This is a genomic window from Paenibacillus crassostreae (genome assembly GCF_001857945.1).
Classification (GTDB): domain Bacteria; phylum Bacillota; class Bacilli; order Paenibacillales; family Paenibacillaceae; genus Paenibacillus_AQ; species Paenibacillus_AQ crassostreae.
In genome coordinates this window covers 2,610,201-2,635,782 of the sequence record NZ_CP017770.1, presented here as the reverse complement: position 1 = coordinate 2,635,782, position 25,582 = coordinate 2,610,201, and the positions used below count along the sequence as shown (strand labels likewise).

Annotated in this window: 25 protein-coding genes and 2 pseudogenes; 8 read left to right on the top strand and 19 right to left on the bottom strand. The window is 42.9% G+C overall.

Annotated features, from left to right (window positions below; all coding sequences use genetic code 11):
- Position 1 precedes the first annotated feature (1 nt).
- The 15 genes and pseudogenes from LPB68_RS12280 to LPB68_RS12220 form a co-directional block, all read right to left on the bottom strand.
- Positions 2-931: a carbohydrate ABC transporter permease gene (locus LPB68_RS12280; protein WP_237087891.1), complete on the bottom strand. Its 930-nt coding sequence runs from the start codon at positions 929-931 to the stop codon at positions 2-4.
- A gap of 146 nt (positions 932-1,077) precedes the next feature.
- Entirely contained in the window at positions 1,078-2,466 is a 1,389-nt protein-coding gene (locus LPB68_RS12275) for an MATE family efflux transporter (RefSeq protein WP_068660769.1), read from the bottom strand.
- Complete coding sequence (locus LPB68_RS12270; RefSeq protein WP_068660771.1) at positions 2,463-3,164, bottom strand: glycerophosphodiester phosphodiesterase; 702 nt, start codon at positions 3,162-3,164, stop codon at positions 2,463-2,465. The genes LPB68_RS12275 and LPB68_RS12270 overlap by 4 nt, the downstream gene beginning before the upstream one ends.
- Positions 3,165-3,183: 19 nt before the next feature.
- On the bottom strand, positions 3,184-4,197 hold the full coding sequence (locus LPB68_RS12265) for a CehA/McbA family metallohydrolase (protein ID WP_068660773.1): 1,014 nt from the start codon (positions 4,195-4,197) through the stop codon (positions 3,184-3,186).
- Positions 4,194-4,574, bottom strand: a complete 381-nt coding sequence (locus tag LPB68_RS12260; protein WP_237087890.1) for a hypothetical protein — start codon at positions 4,572-4,574, stop codon at positions 4,194-4,196. The genes LPB68_RS12265 and LPB68_RS12260 overlap by 4 nt, the downstream gene beginning before the upstream one ends.
- Before the next feature lie 284 nt (positions 4,575-4,858).
- Entirely contained in the window at positions 4,859-5,017 is a 159-nt protein-coding gene (locus LPB68_RS22785; RefSeq protein WP_157756235.1) for a hypothetical protein, read from the bottom strand.
- Between the two features lie 149 nt (positions 5,018-5,166).
- Positions 5,167-6,174: a LacI family DNA-binding transcriptional regulator gene (locus tag LPB68_RS12255; protein ID WP_068660777.1), complete on the bottom strand. Its 1,008-nt coding sequence runs from the start codon at positions 6,172-6,174 to the stop codon at positions 5,167-5,169.
- Between the two features lie 205 nt (positions 6,175-6,379).
- Positions 6,380-7,276, bottom strand: coding sequence for a sensor histidine kinase (locus LPB68_RS12250; protein ID WP_068660779.1), 897 nt, complete (start codon positions 7,274-7,276; stop codon positions 6,380-6,382).
- Positions 7,277-7,299: 23 nt separating this feature from the next.
- Positions 7,300-8,064 (bottom strand): ABC transporter permease, encoded by a 765-nt coding sequence (locus tag LPB68_RS12245; RefSeq protein ID WP_068660781.1) that lies wholly within the window; start codon positions 8,062-8,064, stop codon positions 7,300-7,302.
- The gene (locus tag LPB68_RS12240; protein WP_068660783.1) at positions 8,061-8,981 is read right to left on the bottom strand and encodes an ATP-binding cassette domain-containing protein; all 921 of its coding nucleotides are present in this window, start codon (positions 8,979-8,981) and stop codon (positions 8,061-8,063) included. Before LPB68_RS12240 ends, LPB68_RS12245 begins: the two co-directional genes overlap by 4 nt.
- A gap of 1 nt (position 8,982) precedes the next feature.
- Complete coding sequence (locus tag LPB68_RS12235) at positions 8,983-10,428, bottom strand: serine hydrolase domain-containing protein (protein WP_068660785.1); 1,446 nt, start codon at positions 10,426-10,428, stop codon at positions 8,983-8,985.
- A gap of 91 nt (positions 10,429-10,519) precedes the next feature.
- Positions 10,520-11,215, bottom strand: coding sequence for a response regulator transcription factor (locus LPB68_RS12230; protein ID WP_068660786.1), 696 nt, complete (start codon positions 11,213-11,215; stop codon positions 10,520-10,522).
- A gap of 477 nt (positions 11,216-11,692) precedes the next feature.
- Positions 11,693-12,102 (bottom strand): annotated as a pseudogene (locus tag LPB68_RS23400) (pyridoxamine 5'-phosphate oxidase family protein); the annotation flags it as partial.
- Between the two features lie 54 nt (positions 12,103-12,156).
- Positions 12,157-12,525 (bottom strand): hypothetical protein, encoded by a 369-nt coding sequence (locus LPB68_RS12225; RefSeq protein ID WP_068660788.1) that lies wholly within the window; start codon positions 12,523-12,525, stop codon positions 12,157-12,159.
- 841 nt (positions 12,526-13,366) lie between these two features.
- Positions 13,367-13,579: pseudogene (locus LPB68_RS12220) on the bottom strand (malate:quinone oxidoreductase); the annotation flags it as partial.
- Between the two features lie 277 nt (positions 13,580-13,856).
- On the opposite strand from LPB68_RS12220, the gene LPB68_RS12215 reads away from it, so the two are divergent.
- A complete protein-coding gene (locus LPB68_RS12215) occupies positions 13,857-14,873 on the top strand; it encodes a substrate-binding domain-containing protein (protein WP_068660794.1) in 1,017 nt (338 codons plus the stop codon).
- Here the strand turns inward: LPB68_RS12215 and LPB68_RS12210 are convergent.
- The gene (locus LPB68_RS12210) at positions 14,865-15,878 is read right to left on the bottom strand and encodes a substrate-binding domain-containing protein (protein WP_068660796.1); all 1,014 of its coding nucleotides are present in this window, start codon (positions 15,876-15,878) and stop codon (positions 14,865-14,867) included. The genes LPB68_RS12215 and LPB68_RS12210 overlap by 9 nt on opposite strands.
- A gap of 213 nt (positions 15,879-16,091) precedes the next feature.
- On the opposite strand from LPB68_RS12210, the gene LPB68_RS12205 reads away from it, so the two are divergent.
- The 7 genes from LPB68_RS12205 (at position 16,092) to LPB68_RS23870 (ending at position 22,415) form a co-directional block, all read left to right on the top strand.
- The gene (locus LPB68_RS12205; protein ID WP_068660798.1) at positions 16,092-17,111 is read left to right on the top strand and encodes an ADP-ribosylglycohydrolase family protein; all 1,020 of its coding nucleotides are present in this window, start codon (positions 16,092-16,094) and stop codon (positions 17,109-17,111) included.
- 28 nt (positions 17,112-17,139) lie between these two features.
- Positions 17,140-17,931: an HAD family hydrolase gene (locus tag LPB68_RS12200; RefSeq protein ID WP_068660800.1), complete on the top strand. Its 792-nt coding sequence runs from the start codon at positions 17,140-17,142 to the stop codon at positions 17,929-17,931.
- A 26-nt stretch (positions 17,932-17,957) separates the two neighbouring features.
- On the top strand, positions 17,958-18,818 hold the full coding sequence (locus tag LPB68_RS12195) for a carbohydrate ABC transporter permease (RefSeq protein ID WP_068660803.1): 861 nt from the start codon (positions 17,958-17,960) through the stop codon (positions 18,816-18,818).
- Positions 18,815-19,651, top strand: coding sequence for a carbohydrate ABC transporter permease (locus tag LPB68_RS12190; protein WP_068660805.1), 837 nt, complete (start codon positions 18,815-18,817; stop codon positions 19,649-19,651). The genes LPB68_RS12195 and LPB68_RS12190 overlap by 4 nt, the downstream gene beginning before the upstream one ends.
- 78 nt (positions 19,652-19,729) lie before the next feature.
- Positions 19,730-21,142, top strand: coding sequence for an ABC transporter substrate-binding protein (locus tag LPB68_RS12185; RefSeq protein ID WP_068660807.1), 1,413 nt, complete (start codon positions 19,730-19,732; stop codon positions 21,140-21,142).
- Positions 21,143-21,218: 76 nt separating this feature from the next.
- On the top strand, positions 21,219-22,106 hold the full coding sequence (locus LPB68_RS12180) for a sugar phosphate isomerase/epimerase family protein (RefSeq protein ID WP_068660809.1): 888 nt from the start codon (positions 21,219-21,221) through the stop codon (positions 22,104-22,106).
- Positions 22,107-22,145: 39 nt separating this feature from the next.
- A complete protein-coding gene (locus LPB68_RS23870; RefSeq protein ID WP_082865815.1) occupies positions 22,146-22,415 on the top strand; it encodes an FAD-dependent oxidoreductase in 270 nt (89 codons plus the stop codon).
- A 74-nt stretch (positions 22,416-22,489) separates the two neighbouring features.
- Here LPB68_RS23870 and rlmH read toward each other — a convergent pair whose 3' ends face one another.
- From rlmH to LPB68_RS12165, 3 genes are all read right to left on the bottom strand, one after another.
- Complete coding sequence (gene rlmH / locus LPB68_RS12175) at positions 22,490-22,969, bottom strand: 23S rRNA (pseudouridine(1915)-N(3))-methyltransferase RlmH (protein WP_068660811.1); 480 nt, start codon at positions 22,967-22,969, stop codon at positions 22,490-22,492.
- A gap of 683 nt (positions 22,970-23,652) precedes the next feature.
- Positions 23,653-23,820, bottom strand: a complete 168-nt coding sequence (locus LPB68_RS12170; RefSeq protein WP_068660813.1) for a CxxH/CxxC protein — start codon at positions 23,818-23,820, stop codon at positions 23,653-23,655.
- Between the two features lie 114 nt (positions 23,821-23,934).
- On the bottom strand, positions 23,935-25,170 hold the full coding sequence (locus LPB68_RS12165) for a S1C family serine protease (RefSeq protein WP_068660815.1): 1,236 nt from the start codon (positions 25,168-25,170) through the stop codon (positions 23,935-23,937).
- Positions 25,171-25,582: the final 412 nt, after the last annotated feature.

Below are 25,582 nucleotides of genomic sequence, written 5' to 3'. Positions count from 1 at the left end.
CTTATATTTTCATTTTCGTAACCTTGGTATTGACATAAGTGAAAGCAAGAATAAAGAAGAATAGAATATATGACGCCGCAGAGGCCAGACCATATTCATAGCCACCGAACCCTCTCTCGAATATAAACCCGACAACCGTATGCAAGGAACGCGCTGGACTTCCCTGCAAGCCGCCGAGCATATAAGCATCGGAGAACCGCTGCAAGCCGCCGATCCAGCCAATTACAAACAGGACCGTCAGACTTCCAACCATATTCGGCAGGGTGATGTACAGCCACTGTTTGAAGCCTGAAGCCCCATCTATGGAAGCCGCTTCATAGTAGTCGCTTGATATTGCCTGCAAATTGGCCAGATTAATAATGATGACGAAGCCCAGCCAATGCCAAACTGAGAGAATGATCGCACCCCACCTGGCAGAGAGGGGCTGTGACAGCCAGACCAGCTTCTCGAAGCCCAACAATTGCACCACATAGTTGAGTGGCCCATCCGGGTGAAGAAGCGCCAGAAAGACAGTAGCAGCCGCAACAATGGAAGTAACGTTGGGCAGGTAGAACAGCACCTTGAAGAAGTTTGATCCACGCCGTAAATTGTTGATTAGACAAGCAATGATGAAACCAAGTGGAATGGCAATCAGAAGCTGGAAGACGGTAATGTAGAGCGTGTTGTACACGGAATACCAGAAGGTGCCTGACTCTAGCACACTTACGTAATTCTGCAGTCCAACGAACCGCTCATCAGCCCCCTTGGTGAAGCTAAGCCGCAGCGACTCGGCCAGCGGGTAGATCATGAACACCGCAATACCAAGTAAGGTGGGCAGAAGAAACAGGTACCAGGCAAGCGTAGGCTGCCTCCGGAGCATTTTGTTGCGTTTACGCAGCATGCGTTGATCTAGGACGCCGAGCGGTGTAGCCTTTGACATTTGGTTGGACAAAAGAACTGTCCCTCCCTCCTATTAGTTTCAGAGATTTTGAAAAGGCAATATGATATCGTTACCAGTTTCAGCCATGCTTTACTATCCCTTTATTTTTATTGTAAATCTGTAATGTTAGGGCTTAATTATATTGTGTAAAGTTAACGTTAAATTGTACCAACATCGCGCTGCAATTCTGTGCTTGTGCGATTGGTATTGACAGCAGACAAGCGGATCTGCCGCCACTTCCCTGATCTCCAGCGCCGGATCATGAAGTAGGCTCTGATCCATTCATCAATAATAAAAGCTAGCCAAATACCATATATCCCATGGCCCCATACGATCCCGAACAGATAAGCCGCAGGGATGCTTACTCCCCACATCAAAATTAGGCCCATCATAACAGGATACTTCACTTCACCGCTCGCATTCAGCGAAGCGATCATAATGACATTGCAAGCACGGGCAGCTTCCAGCAGAACGGACAGCAGGATCAGATTGGCAGACATGTTAATCACATTAATGTCATCTGTGAACAGACCCATCAGTGGCTTGGATACCAGATACAGCACCAGGCTGACGGAGACACTCAGGAAGAGTCCGATCTTCAGATGCCTGAGCCCGGTGGCTCTCGCTTTCTCCGGATCTCCAGCTCCAATCAGATGCCCAATCATAATTGAGGTCGCCTGACCGATAGACACAGACACCAGGAAGATATATCCGGTAAGCGTCTGTGTGTATATCTTGGTGGTGATAGCCGTAGTCCCAAGGAGCGTCGCGATCATCATAATGACAACCTGTGAAGCAGAATAGGAGAGATTCTCACCTGCTGAGGGAATGCCCAGCTTGAAGATCTCCCGTAAATCAGCTAAACGGAGTGAGATGCCTTTGACGCTGAACAGAGTATGACCCATGGCGCGGATCAACAGGACAACTGCCAAAGCTACGCCAACCAGCTTGCTCCCGAAGGTTACCCATGCCACTCCTTCAACACCATAGGAAGCCAGACCGAACGGTTCATACAGCACCATATAATTGCCAACCGTATTGAGAGCGACCATCGTGAAGGACAGCAGGAGCATCCGCTTAACCATGCCGTTCATGCGCAAGGTCATTTCCGCAGTCATAATAAAGGCCGTGGCAAAGGAGGCAAGTCCTGTAACCGATAGAAAAGCTGTCCCGTATTGTATTAATTCTTCCGGCAAGGAGATGGCGCGCAGAATCGGTTCAGGGAACAAAAACAACACAATGCTAGCTATACCGCCGAGCAGCAAATTCGCTATTAATGCGGTCTGGGCGATACCGGTCGCCTCGGCCCGTTTCCCCGAGCCGTTCAATTGACTCATGACGATTCCAGTCCCCACAGTGGCGAATCCGAACAGCAGATTGACGGTAGAAAGCAATTGCGAGACCGTGCCTACGGCGGCAACGGCAAGATCAGAATAATTGCTAAGCATCAAGGTATCGATTGTGAAGATAACCGTCTGCACCAGTTGGCTCAGAAACAGCGGCCCGGCCAATCCTAGTAGGGTGAAGGGGGTAGGGCTGCCCTTCATGCCCGTCCGTCCTCAGGCATAATAGCTCTCAGTGCTGCAAATTTCTTCACCTCATAGACAGACACTGCATCTACGCCCATGTGCATATAATTGAAGAACAAGTTCTGATCATCGGGTAATGTATAGATCCACACCTGCAGCCTGTGAAGATGTGCCTGCTCAACCAGATAAGGCCGACAGCTTTCATAGTGGAGATTCACACCGCCGAACTTTGATTCAGCCGCTCGCTGGCATAGCTCTGCCGCTTGCTGCCGATAGCTTACTTCGTCCAACTCACAGAGCTCCTTCGGTAAGTTCCACATTACATGTCTGGAATATCCGGAATTTTCTATCAGCCGTGTTGCCCCGGTGAACCATACTTGGCTCCAGGTAGCTGTGGCTGTTACATCAGCTATGGCCGCCACTGCCGCTTCTTCTGTCTTGAGATCCAGATTGAAGCCGACGGGTAGCTGACTGAACCGTGTTAATACCCGGTTCAGCGTCTCCGGATTCTGCCCTGTCTCCATCAGTTGCCCATAATTCAAAAGGTTGACGTAAGGTTCTTCATCGTGCTGGAGAACAGCCACTTTATCCTTAGTTGCTCTGACATCCACTTCTAAAATAGGAGCACCCGCCTTCATTCCGGCTTCACAGGATTCAAGCGAATTGTAGCTCGTTCCCTCGCAGCCTGTATGGGCGATCAGCTTCGGATATTGCATCTCTATCCCTCTTTTACAATTATTCTTCGTCCCGCTGCCCGTTTACGAAATAAATCGCATTGGTGCAAGCAATGGTTGTCAGGATTCCGTCGAACGTGCCGAACAGCCGCACACGCAGCCATACCAATCCTGCGGTTGTCAGCATAATAGGCAATCCGACATACTTGGAAGCCGGTACTTTTGCCAGCTCCCCCAGATTAGAATCTACGATGATTAGGCTGCCCTCGTCTGCTCCCCATGAACGCTCAGGCTGGGTTGATCGTGTGATCTGCACAGTCAGCTCGGCAAAAGGATGAGTCTCCCTGATGGCTAAGGAAACCTCGTCTCCAAGTCCATATTGGTCAGCTCCAAGAGCGAGACTGACTTCCAGAAGCGGCCCCATGCTCAAGCAGATCTGTCCCTTCCTGATTGCGGCAATGATGGAAGTTAATGAATGCGGAAATGGTGCATCTGGAAGGCCGATATACGTGTAAGCCGCCAGATTGTCAGCCGGATCGGATCTATGCCAATCCCGGCCAGCTGTAGCGGATATCTGGTACCCCTCGTTCAGTAGCTCGGTCCATTGTCTGAAGGCAGGCACATTATGATTCTTCATGGAAGGCATCGTCTCATGCCATACCTCCATATAATCAATCTGATTCCAGTCGCTTACGGTGTAATCCCAGTGGCAGCCTGTACAGATTGGACTGCCGAAGCTGTAGGGATGAGCGATACCCACAATGCCTTCCTTCTCATGAACACGTGCGATGCCCTTATGAATATCGTAGGGACCGAGATCCCTCCATTCGCAATAAGGAGCGCCAAGGGTCAGCATATGACCGTAGAATGTCGTCCACTCCATTCCGGGAATGATGGTAATTCCTGTCTGCCCGCTGACAGCTTCGGCATCTGCCAGTCCCGATACGGTGTTATGGTCTGTAAGAGCAATGCCTCCGAGCCCAAGCTCTGCGGCTGCCCGGCACATCTCCAGCAGAGAATGTGTCCCATCACTATGAATCGTATGGGTATGAAGCTCGAATGGAATCCATCTCATCTGTCAGTCCCCCTCACGAATAATTCATAGCGGCACTCCGGTGTAACAACACAATGCACGCTGATTGTTACCTTCCATACTCCGGAAGGAACATCCCCGGCGATGAATCCAGGAGAAGTCTTGCTCCCATCCGGACAGATCATATGCTGCTGCTCTGGAGCATGCCGATGTGCAGAGCCGCGGAAGCCCTTGGGGCTATCCAGAGATAATGTCATTAAATTCTGCAGGGGGTAGAAATCATTCCATTGTTTCTTGTGCAATTCCACCCAAGCCGGATCGGAGTATGTCCCGATAGCTTCTATAATAAGTGGCTGTGATGCTTCCCTGTCTAAAAATTGTTTGGGAGCATACCTGAATTCGATCTCCAGTGAAGACAAGGGGTGATCCAAGTGAAACTGGTAAGTAATATGTGTTTTAGAACTACACGGAGTGAGCTTTCCTTCAACCGCGATAATATCCTTATGCATTATCTGTATCCCTTTCGCACTGTAATCGCCTATATGTTATCGATACCGGAAATACTTCCTTCCATAGCATAATCATTTTTTGTTAAAAGAAAAGCAGCTTTTCTGTCGATTTATATTAAAATTTGTTGATTTTACCCCCAACCTGAAGGAACACAATTCATAACCACTGGCTAAGCCGGTGGCTTCCATTAGACCTATAAGGGCATGTTACAAGCAAGCGCCTCTAAGGGCTTGGCAAGCGTTGTTTTGGTGACGCCAAACTTTTGAGTTGCAGCTTTAACTCCGATATGACCGCTCTCAATCTCCTGAATGATAGTGAACTTCTCTGCAGCTGTATGCTTCCTTTTATGCATAAAAATACTCCCCATACAGTAACAGGTTTTTATTATTTCACCTGTCTACCGTATGGGGAGCATATCATATCACTTTTGGGACACCCCCTTTTATACAAAATAAAGCAGGTCCTTCAACCTGGATGGACCTGCATGTACGGTGTCTCATATTATAATCTTCGACAGCTTGCTCGCTCCATGATCCGGTGCGGCAGATAAATGTCTCTGCAGTCCGGCTGATCCGGATCTTCAATCAAAGTGTGCAGATATTCAAGCGAAATCCGCCCGAGCTCTCGGACAGGCTGCTGCATAGTAGTAAGCATTGGCCTGACTGCCTTGGCAATCAGACTATCGTCAAATCCCATGACAGAGATATCTTCAGGAACACTGAGTCCATAATCAAGTATACAGTTCATGGCGCCTACTGCCATATCGTCACTGGCGGCAAAAACAACGGTAGGGCACTCTCCTTGCTCCAGAATTTCCTGCATCATTACTCGGCCGCTCTCCAGCTTATAGTTGCCGAACTTGATGAAATCATGATTCAGCGGAATACCGGATTTGTGTAAGGCATCTAAATAACCTTGATAGCGACTGTAACCTGCCGTTACATCCCCCAGATCCCCACCCAGGAAGGCAATCCGGCGATGACCGAGGCCAATCAGATATTCGGTAGCATCCAGTGCCGCCTGATAGTCATTAATCAGCACAGAGAACCTGCCTGGCAGCGGGGAGCGGACACAAGAGAACAGGATTGGCATAGAAGCGCTTTCTATAAAAGAAAGGATACGTTGGTTCACCTTCTGGTGCATGATAATGATTCCGTCTACCCGCATCTCCTGGACAGCATGCAGGTATTTCAATTCCTTTTCCAGATTCTCTGCGATATTGCAGACGATCAGATTATAGCCATACTCGCTGGCACTTTCCTCAATACTGCTTAATATAGTTGAGCAGAAATAATTCGTGAGATCGGGAACGATGATACCAATTGTACTGGTTTTCTGTTTTTTTAAACTGCGGGCAATCTGGCTTGGGGAGTAGTTCAATTCCTCGATCGCCTGGTTCACCTTCTCAAGAATACGTTGGCTAATATATTTCTCACTATTCAGAACACGAGACACACTGGTGACAGAGACTCCGGCTCGTTTGGCTACATCTTTGATACTTGCGCCCATGTGTAATCACTCCTTAGCAAGGTCAATGCGGATGAATCTTACAGCTGCCGCCGGTGTAAACTATTTGGCGGCACCTAGAGAATTCACATCATCTATTATACAGACTGTTGCGATTCGAAGTGTAAGGCCCGTGTTATTTCTGAGATAATATGATAAATAGGGCAAGCGCTGTACGGTTCAGCGTATCACTCTAGAGGCGAATATGTCATTGATTCCATTCGCATTTCATCTCTAAATAACCGTCATTTAACTCGGCAGTCAACCGGCCGTTCATCTTCAACATGAGGCTATGGGCAATGGATAAACCTAAGCCTGATCTTCTGCCTGACCTTGACTGATCTGCTGTGTAGAAACGATCGAATAGTCGCCCTATGTCATGATCGTTTAGATTGCCAGCTTCATTGCTTACGACAAGCACAATCTTTCCGCTCAATTTCTTAAGGCAAATGGATACTTCACCTGTTGCATGCTTTACCACATTACTAATTATATTCTCTAATACTCGTTTGACCGCTGATTCATCCGCATGGATGATAACAACTTCATCAGTCACATGAAACTTTGGCTCCAATTGCCTCTCATTAAATCGATCATAAAAACTGGCCATTATTTCCCATAACAGCGAATTCAATTGAAGAGGTTCGAATTTAAGGTGATAATCGTTAGATTGTACTGTCGACAACTCAAAGAAATCATCGAGTAACGAATGTAACCGTTTTGTTGTGGTGTGGGCAATGGAAATATACTTCTGACGTTTCTCGACTGAAGCATTATTCACTTCCAACAGTTGGATATATCCCCTTATTGATGTCAGAGGTGTTCTCAAATCATGGGACATATTAGCAATAGCTTGTCTTAATTCCCGGTCATTACGTATTCTATTCCTATTCGACTGTACAGTTAGATCGATTAATTGATTGATATTCCCGGCAAGGTCTTCGAGATCCTTGTCCAGTAAAGAAATATCTATTTTCTTCCCAGTCAAGCCTTGATGAAATCTTTCCATCTGGTAAGATAAGCTTCTCAATTCCTTCTTTATCAATACGAGTCGAAGGAGAAGAATAAGCACAAGTAGGACTAAAGCAATCACTGCATAGATCATTCATTCTCCCCCTTCTCCTTTAATTATTTAACTTCTTTTCTCTGGAACACAGCATTTCCGCAGAATACCAAGATTAGAATTGTACACAAAGCAACCAGTAATGATTCTATAACATCGGAATGGGTCATCGTGACTCTGAAGGAATCGGTAAGATGATGAAATATTGAATATTGATACAAAGTCTCCAGAAATCCAGGTAAAGGTCGCATAACATCTGCCACGGAAATCAGTACTGCGAGTACGATGGAAATAATGATGGTTTTCCCGCTATCTTCAACGAGCAGCGCGATCAGTATCAATAAGGTAACGAATCCCATTAAATGAAGGAGGAACAAACCAAGCGATCTTGCAAAATAGCCTATTGCTGCTGGGTCTGTCATTTCGCCGAATCCAAACAATAGCTTCCCACCAAAGGTTACAAAAAGCGGACATACCACAGTCAGAATAATTGATCCCAGTGCAAATATAAGCAGCTTAGCTAAGAATATGTGACTTCTGCGATGTCCACCCATCACGAAGAGCTTAACTACACCTATCATAAAGTCATTTGCAACGAAAAATCCTGCAAGCGTGCTTAAGAATAGCATAAAGTAAAACGGGGTTATAGCAAGTGCAAATGAAGTGAACAGTTCCAGGCCCGAATCAACAAAGCTGTTACTCACCTTCCACCAACCTATGGTTATTAGATAGTGTAGGAGAGCGAAGACAACCGTCACGATGATGGTCAGTGTCCAGAATACTTTATTCTTTATGAGTTTGAACAGCTCCGCACGTAGTAAATTAATCATGAAACCTGCCCCCCGACTAGTTTGGTAAAGTAGCTTTCCAAGTCCTCGCCTCCAGGCGCGAAATACTCAATGACCAAACCGCTGCTGGTCAAAGCCTTGGATACCCTACTCACATCGTCAAGGAGACTGTAAAGCTTGATCGTACCATCCTGAAGAACATCATAATCTTTGGTTTCCAATTCCATCTCTAGCACAGTTGCAGCTTTGCTTGCTTCATCTACTCGAATACGAAGATGTTGCTTGCACTTCACGTTTAATTGTTCATGTGTTATTTGCTCCAACAGTTTGCCTTTATGGATTATACCGTAAGTAGTGGCTAACTGATGAAGCTCACTTAAGATATGGCTAGAGATCAGAATCGTTAATCCCTTCTCACGATTCAGCCTCTTGATAAGTTCTCTAAGCTCAACGATCCCCATAGGGTCAAGACCATTCGTCGGTTCGTCCAATATGAGCAGCTCCGGGTCACCCAGTAAAGCGAGCGCTAAACCCAATCGTTGTTTCATACCGAGAGAGAAGTTCTTCGCCTTCTTATTCCCTGTATCCTGAAGCCCGACAAGCTCAAGCGTCTTTGAAATACAAGACCTTCCGGGAATGCCTCTTTGCAATCGGTGTACTTCAAGATTATCGCGCGCCGTCATGTCAGGAAATAAAGTAGGATTTTCAATAATCGCCCCTACGCGCTTCCTGGCCTCGATCAGATTCGCTCCGCTGCTTTCTCCGAACAGGCTGACGGCACCGCTCGTCGGGCGGGCGAGTGAGGTCACTACTCGTAGCAATGTGCTTTTTCCTGCCCCATTCTGCCCGATAAAACCGTATATATCTCCCTTTCTTACTGTTAGATTTACATGGTCGAGGGCGATTTGATCCTTATACTTCTTCGTCAAATCGTTTGTTGTTAGAACTGATTCATCCATCTTAGGATTCACCCCCTCTTATTCGATAATAAATCCGCATCCCTGTAACGAATGCCGCATATAAGAAGATCACCGTTAATAAGACAGCAAAAGCCGGCCATAGACGAAAAATATCTTGGAATGTCGCACTATTGTCCTGCAAATTTGGAACAATAAACATCAACCACCCTATACCTGCAATTGAAATCAACTGAGGGATTAACCGAAGATAGTATCGCAAGGCTGAATGTTGTTGGCGTTTGTGCGACCAATTCGAGCTTCGTTTGATTCCTCTGATTCCAAAGCCCAGAACTAACAATGTAAGCAATCCGAGTGATAAATCTATAATTGTAGGTACCGGCGCCTTCATTGCGGGTTCTTGTCCCTCAGTTAGTTTGATAATCCCTGAGCTCATCTCATAAGAATGCTCGAAGGTGGTGCTAAAACTATTGAGCATTACAGCTATTGCATAGCCGCTGCTTGGGATTATGTCTTGTTGAGCCTGAAAGCTTGATAATGACCCGCTATGAGATATACGTTGCGGCTCTACACGTGAAGAACTCAGCGACCAGCCAAGACCGTAGTTCTCACTGCTAGGCTGAGGGGAATACGATTCCTCCAATAAAGATGTGGACAATAATCTTTCTCCTGATGGGCTTACTCCGTCATTGGTATGCATGGAGAGCCATTTTCCCATGTCAGATGCTGTAGTAACGATTCCCCCTGAACCACTGAACATTTGCTCCATCCCCGTTATTGGGATTGCCGTCCCATAGGCAGTTACATACCCTCGAGGTAACTCGGGAATCTCATCGCCGGAGTTCACAGCTGAGAGTGAGTCGCCCATGCGGAGCGGAGAGAACACCTTCGTGTCTAGATACGCAGCGAGCTCCATACCGCTTACGTTCTCCACCAGCCATGATAAGATCCAATAATTCGCATTACTATACGAATATCGATCCCCTGGATTGGATTGGAGCTGCCACCGATGTAGACGCTTAATGCCTTGTTCCACGGTATCAGCCTTAGGCACAATGGTTGGATTGGGAATCCCGGAAGTATGGCTCAACAGATGACGTATGGTAACTTGCCCAAATCTGTGGTCGTCCATCGTTAGCTCTGGTAAATGCCGGACTACCGGATCGTCCAGCTTGATTGCTCCTTCGTCTATAAGTTGCAGTACTGCGAATGCGGTAAATGATTTAGATACAGAAGCAATTCTCATTAAAGAATGTTCCGTAATGGGGCTTCCTTCGGAATCATGCCCATATCCTTTCGAATGGACGATCTCGCCATCCTTAACGATTACAATCGATGCACCCGGCAGCCCATTTCGTTCCAAATAACGTTCAACATATTCATCTATTGCTTCCTTGCCGAATACAGGTGCAGCATGAGTCGTTAAAGGCAAATAAAGAACCGGGGTTATGAGCGCTATCGTCATAACCATTATAAATAGTTTTCTCATTTCACATTCTCCTATCTGATCTAATGAATTTCATTGTAATCATGAGATCATAATAGAAGATTAATCAGAACCTTAAGAAAACATTAATTCATTATTTCAATCGGTACCCCATACCCCAAAGGGTTTCAATATACTCGGCTTCCGGGTTTGCCTGTGCCAGTTTTCTTCTTAAGTTGCTCATATGTACAGTAATCGTGTTGTCATCACCTAAGTAAGCATCTCCCCAAACCGCTTCGAATAGATTCGGCTTTGTGAATACTTTCTTCGGATAAGACATTAAGAGCTCCAATACTGTAAATTCTCTCGCGGTCAAGATCACATCAGCGCCGTTTACCAATACCATTTTCGTATCTAAGTTCAAATGAATGTCTTTATACGTAATTTGCCCAATTGGATCCTTTGTAAGGGTACGTCTATATCTTCTAAGATGGGCGTCTATTCTGGCGGAAACTTCTTCAATGTCAAAGGGCTTCGTAATAAAGTCGTCGGCACCCATGCGTAAAATCGACACTTTAGTTTGCTGTTCTCCTTTGGCAGATATAATGATTACGGGAAACTGACGTTCCTCTCCTAACTGTTGTAAAATTTCTTCACCGCTAAGACCAGGAAGCATCAAATCCAGCAGCATCATACTCCACTCTTGCTTTCGTGCCAAATACAACAGAGCTTCCGTCCCGGAAAATACCGGTTGTGGATCATATCCAATACCCGTAATAATTTCGCACAATAATTGATTAATTTCATTATCATCTTCAACAACCAATATTTTTATTTGGCGGGCATCCAATTATTTCACCCCACTTGTTCAATTTAATAGTTCACACTCACTAAAAAAGGTATCAACATATAGCATACCACTCTTCGTCACTAGCCATTAATGACTCCACACATTCCCGTCCAAAGCACTTTTCCGCTCCCAGCAAGCAGGTACCACGAAAAATTTCGCCCTATTTATGATAAGGTTCAGCGTAACACTTATAAAGCGAAATTGGGCTTTTCTTAAATATCCACCTATAGAACTCAAGCAAAATAATTAAAATTAGCACTCAAAAAATCCCTAAAAACTATATTTTATAGTCTTAGGGCATTCACTCTCAATTTAAACATCAAATAGTTCCCACCTATGCCACTATACCCGCCATATCATCCGATTGGAGCAGAGTCCACATTTGGGAAGATCTTTCAGCAGGGCTAGGTAATTAGAGACTGCGTGTGATGCCCAAGAGCGGAATCGGCGTAGTGCGTGTCGAATGATATCTTATCATTATTTCTCTGGTCCTAGCTTCATCTCCGTTCTATACATTTTTTCTGCTTCAACGGAACTTCCTTTTGCCGTCACATAATTTGGAATTACCCGTCATACTTGAACCGATCCGCCAAATACAGCCGACCTATACTTGTCCACATGCTGCTTGGATAAGGGGTGTTTATAATAGCCAGGTACATATTTATTCATCAATTCCTGAACTACATGAGTGGCTTCGTCCAAATATCATTACGCTTATATAAGCCGTATCCATTTTGGCAGGTACAGGATCAAATTCCTCACATATTCCTCACATACCGTAAACATACCTCCAGATTTTCCTTCATCACCTGATTACGTCTTCCATCTCCAGCACCGTGGAAATAGAACTTCCCCTCAGTCCATACATAATTAAGCGGAACAACATATGAAAATTCAACCCTACTTATGGTACGGTTCTCCGTAATGAAGGTTAGAGAGGTTTAACTATTTAAAGCAATAAATTTTTTTAAAACTTCAATAAATAAATCAAGCTTATAATTTTTAATTGTTTTAGCTGTGTGGCTACCATAACCAAAGCTAGTGGTCCTTGAAGTTATCATCGAACTTAACTGAAACCCTGTTTCAATTATTTCTACATCCTTTTCCTCTAATGGAACTTCTTCTCTTAGACTATCATAATGCACTGTAGACATTCCTTTTAATTCATAACTATAATTTTTATTTAATAGATTATGGATGGACATATAGATTTCTCTTTCAAAACTACTAACTTTTTTGTAATCAAATATCACGGATTTTTCATTCTCAACTTCTTCTAAGAAAGCGTTTAACTTTTCTACATTGCGCATTTTTATACCTCTTCATATATAATTTTTTTACAACAATTTAAAAAACATTCAACTTCTAAAAGAATATCACTCATCTTTTTTATAGATGGATACTCTAAATCCATATTTACCCCCCTAGTATAATCCAGCCTCCAATCTGCTAAAAGCAAATAATTATTCCATTCTATTGGTGAAAATCTTAAATATGTAACAATACTTTGATAAGCTGAATATCTCCCGAAATTTGGTTTCCCCATTTTAAAACAAGTTAATAAACTTACATTCCTACAAACAAAAAAAAGCATCGATAAGTCATACCCATTAATTTTATTTTTAAATATACTTTCTTTAGCTTCAATAAATAACCCTTTATATAAATCAAATTATATAAATCAAAATTTTCTTCAAATTTAATAAAGGATTTCAAATCTTTAAACAAATCAATTCCATACTTATTATAAATTTGCTTACCCTCTAATTTTAAATGCCATAAAAATATTGATGTTATATGTGATGTCTGGACTGTTGATTATACCTGAATTCAGCTTATATTGAAGCGAATTGGAATGATACTTGGATGTCGGGATTATTGATATTTCCTCATATTATTATGATTTCTATGATGATTGGCGTGTTGGTGATGTTTTTGTGGGCCCTATATCAATTCCTTAAATTTAAGATCGGGCGTTGGAGCTGGTTTGTGGTTATGGGCACGGTCATAGGAAGCAAAGAAGGGGAACCCCTCTTTACTTCCTAAGTACATATTAACTATAGACCGGCTTCTTTATGCTTAGACCAAGCGTTTGCGCTGTTGAAGTATGAACTTCGTGCAGCAGCTCTAGGTTTTCCATTAGTGACACGCATTCTTCACTTTCAATTCCCATGAGCCGTCACTAGTACGTTTAATATTATCAACACTATGTTTGTATTTTATATCGACGTTTTTACTCTTTAAGTGGTCAAACAACATGCGCGTTAAAGCGCCAAAGCTGACATCAGTACCACAGTCGATTTTTGTTGCCGCTATAGCATCATTCGCTGGACGGTCTTGCATAATAAGCAGATTCCATTCCTTGGGACATTGGATTGTTTGAAGAGGCAGATGCTATTAGTGATTCGATTCACCGTATCATCTTAAACGAGAAATTTAAAAGGCATCCGGTTGGATGCCCTTTATCTATTGCGTTAATCTGATCATTTTACGACGCCTAACAATATCAGACACCATATGTGCAAGCTGGCAAAATCAAATATAAAGTACTTGAGAGAAGCATAAAGGGTTGTTCCTATGTTAGGATAGAATAACAATACAGACAAGCTTGAATTGTTAGAATGTAGGAGATGGCGAATCGATGGTCACTATTAAGGATATTGCCAAGATGGCAGGGGTATCTGCTATGACGGTATCTAATGTTATCCATAACCGTGAAACGAAAACAAGCGAAATGACACGGAATACTATACTTGAATTAATTCATAAACATAACTATAAACCCAACATGTTTGCCCGAAATCTTGTTATCGGAAAGTCGAAGATCATAGGATTGCTGATTCCCAATGTATCAAATCCATTTTATTCAACACTTATCAGGGTGGTGGAGGATGCCGCGAATCAAGCAGGTTATGGTGTGTTTCTATGTAATACCCATAATAATATGGGGCTAGAATTGAACTATATTCGAATTATGAAAGAAAACTGTGTGGATGGATTAATTGTGGCCTCCAGCACGATAAATAACACCGATTATTATAATACTCTGGCGCGCGAATCTTTTCCTGTTGTTATAATGGACCGTCTTATTAGAGACGAAGAGGATGTTTACAGCGTCATATCAGATGATTTCAAGGGAAGCTACACAGCGGTACAACATTTAATCGAGAAGGGTCATCGTAGAATCGGATGTATTGTAGGTACACTGACAACGTTAAACTCATCCGAACGGTTAAGAGGATATAACGAAGCCATGCTTGATCAGAAACTGCCTATTGAGTCGTCGTGGGTACATACGGGAAATGATAGCTTGGAGATGGGTGCTACAGCAACAGATGTCCTGCTTAAAAGTAAGGTGACCGCAATTATGACATGCAATGATATTCTGGCCTATGGAGTATACCGAAAGGCATCCGAACTAAAGCTCCATATTCCTCTTGATTTATCTGTAATCGGTTTCAGCGACATCTCATTTTCAGAAATCATCACGCCTCCGTTAACAACGGTACGTCTACCGATTTTAGAGATGGGTATACAAGCGACGGAATTGTTATTTGGTTTACTTGACCATAAAACATGGAATCAAAAAACGTTCAGTTATCAAACAAATTTTATAATAAGAGAGAGCACAGCCCAACCCTCGAGCACCTCAAGGTAATCTTCTGGTGCTCTCCCGGATGACTAACTCGGGGGAATATACAATCTTCCGTTTACGAAGCTTTTTATTATCAATTAATTGCTGCAGCATAGTTGCAGCCTTTGTCCCAATTTTATAAAGCGGCGGCCGCAGCACTGATAATTTCGGCGTAATCAATTCCGAGAAAATGTTGTCATCAATGCCGATCACAGATAGCTCCTCGGGAATGGAAATGTTGAGAGATCTTGCTGCTTGATATACACCGTAGGCTAATAAGTCTCCTCCTGCGAGTATTGCGGTGGGAGTGTTAGACTTCATCATACTCTCCAATCCCGTAGCCCCGGTTTCCAAGCTATGACTTCCAGAATAGATCCACTCCTCGAAAGCGACCACTCCTTGTTCCTCAAGAGCGTGTCTATACCCTCGAATTCGCTCCGTCGTATTGGCTGATTCTAAGGGCCCTGTAATGCAACCAATCTTTGTATGTCCTTGTTCAAGCAAATATTTCGTGCCCAGATATGTACCATGGTAGTTGTCTGAATATACTCCGTATTGATTCTCCAATCCTTCAATATACCTATCAATCATGACTAATGGAATCAAAGAACTATCGAAATCAACATCCTCGTAACGTCCATGAATGGCTCCCGCTGCGATAATAATCCCATCTACGTTTTTCTCAGATAACCGATTATAGTATTCTTGTTCCTTCGTTAGGCTGTTGTAGGCATTGCAGATTAGAATTCCATAATTCGCTTTGTTAAATGCGGCTTCTATCCCAGATACTAATACGGAAAAATGAGACTTGGAAATATCGGGTACAATCAATCCGATCATATGACTTCTACCATTGTTCAAGCCTCTCGCGATTGCACTGGGTTTGTAATCTAATTCTGATATGAGGTCAAGTATACGATTACGAGTTTGTTCTCCAACTTTGGAATAGTTATTGTTAAGTACATAGGAGACAGTGGCTGTGGATACGCCAGCAAGCTCTGCAATATTTTTAATCGTTGGTTTAGCCATTTGAGTTCGAGCTCCCTACGCTTGTTTTCTTTATATTAGCAATAGAGACTTCTAAAGGCAAAGATAGAATTACGTAAAGATTATAATCGGATTGTAATGACAATGTTAAATTTCCCAATTAGCTCGTTTTTGTCTTGCTAATTGCTTCCGCTTCATATTAGAATAGCCTTATCGCCTAAGTTTAACGGTTAACTAGAATTATGAAAGGAAGATATGATGGATAAATACGACAAAGTGCTTGGAAGTTTATTAGGAGCTGCAACTGGTGATGCAATGGGTGCTGTGACAGAATTAAGGCCTACTGAACTTATTATTGAAAAATTTGGCGGGTACGTAGATCGATTTATTACTCCGCCACAGGATACCTTTGCTAGAGGTAGGCAAGCAGGCAGTGTGACAGACGATTTCAGTCTTACTTATCATACGGCACTGGCAATCGCTGATCATGGCGGTGTTATCGACGAGAGCGTTGCAGTTGAGGCATTATTACGTTGGTCAGATGATGAGGCTTTTTTCGAGAAATTTGCAGGACCAACTACAAAGGCGGCGGTTCAACGCTTAAGAGGCGTCACCTTACCTAATCCGTATGACTTTATCGTTTGCGATAATACAAAGGGGTCGAACGGCGCAGCGATGAAGATTTCACCTGCAGGTCTATTCAATCCAGGTAATAGGGAAAAAGCGGTTATAGATGCCATATGCCTTAGCATGCCAACCCACCCTAATCAGCTTTCTATCTCTGGAGCATGTGCGATCGCGGCGGCTGTGAGCGAAGCAATGAAAGATACCTCTGATGTCTACTCGATCGTGCAAGCCGGATTGGACGGAGCCACACTTGGACTAGAGAATAGCAGAGGAACAGTAAGCCTATTGGCCGGCCCATCTGTTGTCAAAAGAATACATTTAGCCATTGAATTAGCATTGAAGGCCTCATCCTTGGAGCAAGCAATGACTGACATTGCTGATCTTGTAGGTACGGGATTGCCGATCTATGAATCCGTACCTGCAGTATTCGGCTTTATTGTTGCAGCTCAAGGCCACTCGATGCGAACTATTATTACCGCTGTTAATGCAGGATCGGATACAGATACGATGGCTTCAATGGCAGGAGCAATCGTAGGTGCGCTGAATGGCTATTCTTCTTTCCCCGATGATTACTTAGCTCAATTAGAAGAAGTTAACGGGTACGATATCACTGGTTTAGCGAGGAAAATCAGCATGATTATCGACTGAGCATATATGAGCAGCAGGGAGTTATTCTATGACTATTAAACTTGTAGTGTGTGATATGGACGGAACGTTAATTGGAAAAGACGAAGTAATCGAGTCATTCATTCCCAGAATGATACATGAATTGAACGCGAGAGATATTCGATTTATTATCGCGACAGGAAGAACCCCTGAGTTGTCTAATAGCATCATTAGTAGACTTGAGATCGAAGACCCCTGCGTGCTTACAAACGGCGCTGTAATCGTCCAACAATCAAATGTAATCGTAAAGCACAGTTTCAGGGTGTGGCCCCTCCAGTCTCTTATAGAGAATGCCGTGAGTTACGACATGTCTGTTATCTTCGCAGGAGACAAGCATGATACTGTACTTCAGAAGACACCATGGATTGTAAAACAAAACCAATTATTTGGACGTTATCTTCAGGAATATATGCCTATGATAAACGAATGGGAGCTATTAAAGCTGTCCAAAATTACAATTTGGGATAAAACCCATCAAATTGAGAGAATTACAGATTCACTATTTCAACGATTTAGTAGGAAATATGCAATTACAAAGTACGATAGCAGCTGTGTAGAAATTGCACCAGTAGGTATCAATAAAGGAACTGGCATTAGGCAAATCGCCGAACTGCTACAAATCGAGTTATCCGAGATTATGGCAATCGGAGACCATTACAACGATTTAGAAATGATAACCTCCGCCGGAATAGGTGTTGCAATCGGAACAGCTCCGGACGAAGTGAAGCAAGCTGCAAATTATGTTACCGAAAAACCCTTGGCCTATGGTGTACTAGAAGCAGTTAATCTATATTGCCAATAATCAGAACAATTGGGAGAGTAACTAACATGAAATCTACCCGAAATTTGGAACCCTATATTTATGTGTTTCCTACTATTGCGCTGTTGGTTTTATTCACCTATTACCCCTTTTTTAAGACCGTCTATGATAGCTTTTTTTATATCAATGCTTCAGGCCATATTTCGTCGTTTGCGGGAATTAGAAATTATACGAACATTTTCACAGATTCCAATTTCAGAATGGCTGTTATAAACACACTCCTGTACGTTGTGTATATCGTTCCAAGCGTTATGATCATCAGCTTATTCCTTGCGCTTGCAGCCAATCAAAGAAGAATGCTTAGCAAGCTTTACGAAACAATGTATGCCATACCCATGGCCATGTCTGTAGCTACAACCGCATTAGTTTATAAATTTCTTCTCAATCCATCCCTTGGTATATTTAATTATCTATTTGGCTTAGATACGAAGTGGTTTACGGATAAGCGAGTGGCCATGTTCACCGTTTCTTCATTGGAGATTTGGCTAAGCTTAGGAATCAACTTTCTATTTATGCTTTCTGCTATTCGCAATGTTCCCAAGGAGCTGCTCGAGAGCAGTCAAATGGAAGGAGCAGGTCGATGGATGAGAGTCAGATATATTATCTTGCCCTTAATATCACCGACATTGTTTTTTCTACTATGCACTAATATTGTAAGCTCTGTACTGCTGTCATCAACCATCATTATATTGACCGATGGCGGGCCTAGAGGAGCGACCCAATCTATTATTTATTACATGTATCACCAAGGATTCGTAGCCTTTAATTACAGTAATGCATACGCCTCAGCGATCGTCGGATTTATTCTAGCTTTCGGAATTTTACTGGCCAGCTTTATTTACGAGAGAAGGGGGGTTCATTACCAATGATAAAAGCGCGGAAGGCTGCTCGTTATAAATCAATTGCGATACAGCTTTTGTATGTAGCCCTTGGTATCGTCGTTAGTTTGCCTATCATTTATGCTTTTTTCACATCCTTTTTGAAGCCAGCTGACATTCTGACTTATCCACCTCGATTATTTCCTAATTATATCTATATGCAGAATTATTATGATGCCTTGCAAATGACCCAGTTGTTGCGATTCATCCTAAACTCCTTGATCATCGCTGTAGTCGCCAGCTTTTTCAGGATCGTTATTGGTAGCTTAGCTGCGTATGCATTTGCGTTTTTCAACTTCAAGGGTAAACAGTTTCTGTTTTTTATAGTCCTTGGAACAATGATGATTCATCCTGATACGGTTATCGTGACTAACTATTTGACGGTTTCAAGAATGGGGCTTGTAAATACATATTCAGGTATGGTCATCATTTTCCTGGTTTCAGCCTTTAATATCTTTATGATGCGCCAGTACTTCATGACTGTATCCCATGAATTAAGAGATGCAGCATATGTAGATGGGGTTGGAAACTTTACTTTCTTCTATAAGATATTGATGCCCTTATCGAAGCCGGTGCTCGCTGTTGTGTTCATATCTTCGTTCATCAATATGTGGAACCAATATATGTGGCCACTGCTCGTAACTAATCGAGATGAGATGAGACCGGTGCAAGTAGGAATCACACTGCTGAATTATGCGGAAGGTGTGATGTATGGCCCTACAATGGCAGCAACCATTATTGTGCTAATCCCTTCTATCTTTATATTCCTGATCTTCCGTAAGCAACTAATGGGAGACATTTCCGCTGGGGCGCTTAAGGGCTAGTCAGCTTTTACTGTGAATTTTAATTAGTATACAAGTACTAATTAGAATATATAAAAAATGAATAGAGGAGAGAAACAAATGAAAAAGAATACCGTTAGAGTAACATTCTTCATTCTTCTAATCGCAATGTTAGTCGGCTGTAGTAACTCAGGCAATAATGCTATTCAATCTGGGAACGAAAAAGAGAGCCCGACCGCATCCCAAGCCGCTTCACCTCAACAAGCTGCTCCTACAGAAGTTACGTTCTGGCACGTCATGGGTGGGGCTAACGGCGAATCACTAGACGCCATTGTCGAACAATATAATAATACCGTAGGTAAAGATCGTGGCATTCATGTCACCTCAGTCTATCAAGGCACGGAGCTTATGCCAAAAATCAAAACAGTCGTACAGGTAGATGATACTAAAAACATGCCAGATATTGCGCTAGTACAGGGCTTCGATTTGACGTATATGAGTGAGCTATCCTACCTGAAATGGGCAGAGGATCTCATGCAAGAAAATCCAGATGGCATTCAAAAGAAAGATTTGTTTCCAAATTCCATCGAAATGGTATCTTATCAAGATAGATTAATGGGAGTTCCATTTTCCAATTCGGCGATCCTGCTCTACTATAACAAGGATATGTTCCGAGAAGCCAATCTAGATCCTGAGAAGTCACCAGAAACGATTACCGAATTAGCCGATTATGCTGCAAAGCTTACAGTTAAAGACGGAGATCAAATCACACGTCATGGTTTAGTTCTCGTTCCGGATCGCTGGCATATCTCGAACTGGATCGGTATGATGGATGGCGGCAGCTTCATAGGCAATAACGAGTCTGGCCGGTCAGGGAAATTCACAGAGGCTGTGTTCGGTGTTGAAGGTACGATGACACGATTCCTTACGGAATATGACAAGCTTGTTAAATCTGGCGGTTTACAACATATCGATAATAACCAAAGGGAAGAATTCATTGCGGGCAAACATGCGATGATTGTTCAATCTTCTTCAAGAATCAATGAATTTACAGCTAGCTCTAAAGATAAGTTCGAGCTGGGTGTAGCTCCGCTTCCATTAGTTGATGCCACTTCAAACGGCGGCATTGCGATTGGTGGAGGATCCTTATATACGTTTGATCGTGGGAATCAAGAAAGCATTAAGGCGTCATGGGACTTCATTAATTATGTAGCATCTGCTGAAGTACAATTTACATGGCATGAATCTACAGGATATATCCCTGTAAACATGCAAACTTATGAACTTGACACCATGAATAAGCATCTTGAAGAAAAACCAGCTTTCAATGTGCCGATCGATAGTCTCTTGGCATCTAATGTAAAGGTTCAAGAACCATTTGATCCGGTTCCAGTTGAGTTATCAGCTATACTCAAAGAAGTGATTATTGATTTCGTGGAACAAAAACTAACTATCGATGAAGCGACGAAAGAGATGGTTACGAGAAGCAATGATGCTTTAGATAACTATTATAAAGCCAATCCAATTCAATAGATTTCGTATACTGTGTGGTATTGGAGAGGAGACAGTGCCCTCCAATACCCTATCTTTCATTTAAGGCGGGACAGACATGAGACTGGGTACATCAACGAATATCGTTTACATCAGACCCAACGGAACACGATTACCTTTAGAAGATACACTACGATTAGGCTCTGAAGCGGGATTTAAGGAACTTGACTTTAATAGCTATGATTGGTCCTTGGAAGGGGCGAAATTACTCGACGACGATTGGGAAGCATGGATTCACTCAGTTGCGGAGAAAGCAGAAGCCTACGGGGTTAAGCTTAGCCAAGCACATGCCTATTCCTACGACTTCTTGAGGCCAAATTTAACTACTGAACAAATTGTAATGCATGAGAGGCTTGTGGACCGATCCTTGAAATGCGCTTATATTTTAGGGTCTAAGGTCGTCGTTACACACTTAAGCACTCAATTAGATACACCAAGACCAAGAGAAGCATCTAAGGCAGCAAATCATGAATATTTCAAAAAGTATCTCGAGAGAACAAGGAAATTTAATTATGATATATCGATTGAGAATCAGTGGGATGTGGATATAGCACCAAAAAGAAAATATGGAACCAGTGCTGAAGAACTGGTTGAATTCATTACCTTACTCAATGAACCAAGGATTGGAATTTGCTGGGACTTCGAGCATGGTGATCTTATGCAAGCTGATCAACCACAAGAAATTCGTTATATTGGCAAGCTTCTCAAAGCGACCCATGTGTCGGATCATTATGGTTGGAAGCATCCTCATATTATGCCTCTGTTTGGCCAAATTAATTGGAAGCCGATCATGAAGGCTCTTAGAGATATTAACTATCAGGGTGTGTTTTCTTTCGAAGCTCACAACTACACGAATAAACTTCCAGATGAAGTGTTAGGCACTGCGCTGAGATTAAGCTATGAAATTGGAAGTTATCTTGTGGGGCTCGCTACGTCGGAAGAATGATAAGTCGACCGGAGCCGCCACCATAACCATAGCAAAACCATTATTAACAGCTTCACGAAGTTTGTTGAGAACAATGTAATTGCTGTTGATTCAGAGAATGAAACCATACAACTCACTGCTCTGCCTATTTTCATTAACACGGGTGCAATAACGAGCATTCCGCCAATTGATGGTGTTCAATTACAAGGTGTGTATACGAGTAAGACATTATTCAATCAACAAAAACTACCAAAATCATTAGCGATCATCGGCGGCGGTTATATTGGGCTAGAGTATACAAGCATGTACCATCGCTTCGGTATAATTTAAATGATGAAGAGTTGTTTTTGATGAACGGTTTTAAGGCAATGTTCAGTCCGATGTTAATGTTATTAGTAACTGGTTTATTTGTGATACGGTTCCCCCCGATTAATCTTCACCGCGCGATATACCTGCTCGGTCAGTACCAGCCGCATCAGTTGATGCGGCAGCGTCATGCGCCCGAAGCTGAGCTTCTGTTGGGCGCGACGGAGTACTGCATCGGAGAGCCCGTGGCTTCCTCCGATGACGAATACGACATGGCTCGTCCCGTAGGTGCCGAGCTTGTCGATCTCAGCGGCCAGCTCTTCCGAGCTCCATAGCTGGCCACCGATAGCGAGCGCAACAACATGCGCCTCGCTCTTAATATGCGCGAGGATGCGTTCGCCCTCGCGCTCTTTAACAATAGACACCTCTGCTTCGCTCAAGGTGTCGGGTGCCTTCTCGTCCGCCACCTCAACCATCTGAAATTTGATGTATGGATTAAGCCGCTTGGCATATTCCTGAATGCCCAACACCAAATACTTCTCTTTCAACTTCCCCACACCAATAATCTGTATAAACACCTAAATCCCTCACCCTCATATATATGTATCCTGCTTCACAACACTTGCCCTAACTACCCTTCTATTTTTCTTACTCTATAATCTATTCTCTATTCTCTATTCTCTATTCTCTATTCTCTATTCTCTATTCTCTATTCTCCCAAGTACCTTAGTCCTAATCCCTGCCCCGTGCCATTATCCTAAATCCCAGAGTTAGTACTCACCCATAGCACTTACCTTTTCTTAAACTTATTAACTCCTATTTCACGTACTAATCTTCAGTACTCACACCCGCACTATTCTTTATCACTTTTCTCTATCATTTTACATTTTTCACTTGCCCTTAAGCCCTTGCACTTGCCCTTACCTAAGAAGACTAATATAAATAAGTCTTCCCACATCCCTCTACTACCCACTATACGTGAAAGTAGCGCCCCCTTCGATTGCACTCGCACCCATACACATGAGCTTCAGCGAAGAGAACGGAATTGTAGTGGAGAAGCGGAGCGTTCGCCTTTATCCTTGGATTTCTACCGCTTAGGCGGTATCCAATCAAGAAATCCAGGGATAACAGCGATCGGAAGTACAATCCGTTATCGTAGCTGTCCTCGCATCTGACTTCGCAGCTATTATCGTTATCGAAGCTATCCTCATAGTCACCTATGATTGCATACAAAAAGGGCGCAACTTTCACGCCCCTTCACTCATACCACCAAATACTCCGCAGCTTCTTCACATTCAATGCATTTCACTGGCGGGTCCCAGTCGGAGAATTCGGTCTCCTTCAAGTCTACAATATCTGGTGCATCTTCATATTCATCAACGAATTTGTCGATTGCAAGCTCTACATGATCTTTGCATACCACGTACATGAATGAAAGCATCCTTTCTGTCCAACACTCTGCTGATTATCTATCTATTATAACCCGAATTCGCCCATAACACATCCATAATCTACATTGAACCCGCTACCCTTTTATTTCATCCTACTCCACCGGCTTATCTTCAAGCGTTAATTTCACTACCTTCAATTCACCATCGCGATAGAACGTAACTTCTAGAACATCGCCAACTTTGCGCTGATCATAGAGGAACTTGCGAAGCTCCAAGGTTGAACTAATCGGCTCACTATCCAGCTTCGTGATAACGTCATTTAATTTCAATCCTGCCACTAATGCAGGGCCAACCGCATCTAAGACGATGATGCCATCCTCTACACTACTTGGCAACTTCAGATTCTTCCGTTCTTCCGCATCGAATGGTGTAAATCTATTATTCAAATCTACGGTATACACACCGATATATGGTCTAGTTATAGTCCCGGTTAACATCAATTCATCCACGATGCGCATGACTGAATCCGTTGGAATCGCAAAGCCAATTCCCTCTACGCCCATATCGGATATTTTCATCGTATTAATCCCGATCAATTCACCATCCAGATTAACTAGAGCACCACCACTATTACCCTCATTAATAGCTGCGTCTGTCTGGATCACTTCCTGCTCCCAATCATATATTCCATCCTTATTTAAGGAGACAGGAATGTCGCGCTTGGTATGGCTCACAATACCAGAGGTAAGTGTATCTCCAAGTCCTAAAGGGTTACCGAGGGCAATGACTGTTTCACCTAAGCGAATTTCCTTAGAATTCCCAATCTTAGCAACGGTATCAATCTTATCTCCATTGATCGATAGAACCGCAATGTCACTAACGATATCCGTTCCTACTAATGTAGCTGAAATTTGATCGCCGTCAACTGTCGTCACTTCCAATTCATCCGCTTCCGATATCACATGATTATTCGTAATGATATAGGCTAGCCCATTCTCCTCTTTAAAAATAACACCTGATCCCAGACCCGATTCATCCAAGTCTATGATATCGCTATTCAGATCCTGATAATTAGAAATGCTTACAACTGCAGGACGTACTTTGGCTGCTGCTTGTATTAATCGTTCATAAGGATCAGTCTCCATCTTCAATGGTACTGCACTCACAGCAGCTGCTTCTGGAGTCGAAGACGGCAATCCTGTAATCAGGCTGAATAAGACTACAGCGAGTAAAGCACTGATCACCGAACTAATTACCGAGATTTGCAATGTCGACATCCCTGGACGGCGAACTTTGGACCAATTTCCAGCAGCGGACTTTACTTTGGTATGCTCTTTTCTCTGTCTTGATACTTTGGGCGAATAGAAATCATCTTCGAACAAACCCATAGTAAATCCTCTCCCTTATGATTACCCTCTTAATTATCTAGAACATAATGACACCATCAACAACAGGTTAGCGAGTGTCCATTTTCTCTTAGAAAAACCTCATATATATATAACAGTTGTCAGAGCATAAAAGTTGCTATTCTGCGCCATCTTATTTTTTATATCACCAAATAATGTATTTTTGAACATCAAAATACCAATTCTACTAGCAGAAACGGCCATGATGTCCTCTTTCAAGGACAGAATCCGTCTCTGCCGAAATATAAGAACTAGAGTATTAAGAATCAATTTCATAATTACGCAAATCGATTTAGATGCATCGGCGATAATGAAATTGATTCAAGTGAAACTTATACTTTCTTATATTTTGAAAATAAAATTCAAATTCTCAATCCGTAGGAATAATCTGGAG

Excerpts from the sequence above, each read along its gene's own strand:
- LPB68_RS12185 (WP_068660807.1), top strand. The coding sequence starts at position 19,730 with ATGAAAAAGAATACCGTTAGAGTAACATTCTTCATTCTTCTAATCGCA.
- LPB68_RS12200 (WP_068660800.1), top strand. The coding sequence starts at position 17,140 with ATGACTATTAAACTTGTAGTGTGTGATATGGACGGAACGTTAATTGGA.
- LPB68_RS12235 (WP_068660785.1), bottom strand. The coding sequence starts at position 10,428 with ATGAGAAAACTATTTATAATGGTTATGACGATAGCGCTCATAACCCCG.
- LPB68_RS12170 (WP_068660813.1), bottom strand. The coding sequence starts at position 23,820 with ATGTACGTGGTATGCAAAGATCATGTAGAGCTTGCAATCGACAAATTC.
- LPB68_RS12250 (WP_068660779.1), bottom strand. The coding sequence starts at position 7,276 with ATGATCTATGCAGTGATTGCTTTAGTCCTACTTGTGCTTATTCTTCTC.
- LPB68_RS22785 (WP_157756235.1), bottom strand. The coding sequence starts at position 5,017 with ATGCATAAAAGGAAGCATACAGCTGCAGAGAAGTTCACTATCATTCAG.
- LPB68_RS12180 (WP_068660809.1), top strand. The coding sequence starts at position 21,219 with ATGAGACTGGGTACATCAACGAATATCGTTTACATCAGACCCAACGGA.
- LPB68_RS12165 (WP_068660815.1), bottom strand. The coding sequence starts at position 25,170 with ATGGGTTTGTTCGAAGATGATTTCTATTCGCCCAAAGTATCAAGACAG.
- LPB68_RS12190 (WP_068660805.1), top strand. The coding sequence starts at position 18,815 with ATGATAAAAGCGCGGAAGGCTGCTCGTTATAAATCAATTGCGATACAG.
- LPB68_RS12215 (WP_068660794.1), top strand. The coding sequence starts at position 13,857 with ATGGTCACTATTAAGGATATTGCCAAGATGGCAGGGGTATCTGCTATG.
- LPB68_RS12245 (WP_068660781.1), bottom strand. The coding sequence starts at position 8,064 with ATGATTAATTTACTACGTGCGGAGCTGTTCAAACTCATAAAGAATAAA.
- LPB68_RS12255 (WP_068660777.1), bottom strand. The coding sequence starts at position 6,174 with ATGGGCGCAAGTATCAAAGATGTAGCCAAACGAGCCGGAGTCTCTGTC.
- LPB68_RS12195 (WP_068660803.1), top strand. The coding sequence starts at position 17,958 with ATGAAATCTACCCGAAATTTGGAACCCTATATTTATGTGTTTCCTACT.
- LPB68_RS12275 (WP_068660769.1), bottom strand. The coding sequence starts at position 2,466 with ATGAAGGGCAGCCCTACCCCCTTCACCCTACTAGGATTGGCCGGGCCG.
- LPB68_RS12270 (WP_068660771.1), bottom strand. The coding sequence starts at position 3,164 with ATGCAATATCCGAAGCTGATCGCCCATACAGGCTGCGAGGGAACGAGC.
- LPB68_RS12225 (WP_068660788.1), bottom strand. The coding sequence starts at position 12,525 with ATGCGCAATGTAGAAAAGTTAAACGCTTTCTTAGAAGAAGTTGAGAAT.
- LPB68_RS12240 (WP_068660783.1), bottom strand. The coding sequence starts at position 8,981 with ATGGATGAATCAGTTCTAACAACAAACGATTTGACGAAGAAGTATAAG.
- LPB68_RS12265 (WP_068660773.1), bottom strand. The coding sequence starts at position 4,197 with ATGAGATGGATTCCATTCGAGCTTCATACCCATACGATTCATAGTGAT.
- LPB68_RS12210 (WP_068660796.1), bottom strand. The coding sequence starts at position 15,878 with ATGGCTAAACCAACGATTAAAAATATTGCAGAGCTTGCTGGCGTATCC.
- LPB68_RS12205 (WP_068660798.1), top strand. The coding sequence starts at position 16,092 with ATGATGGATAAATACGACAAAGTGCTTGGAAGTTTATTAGGAGCTGCA.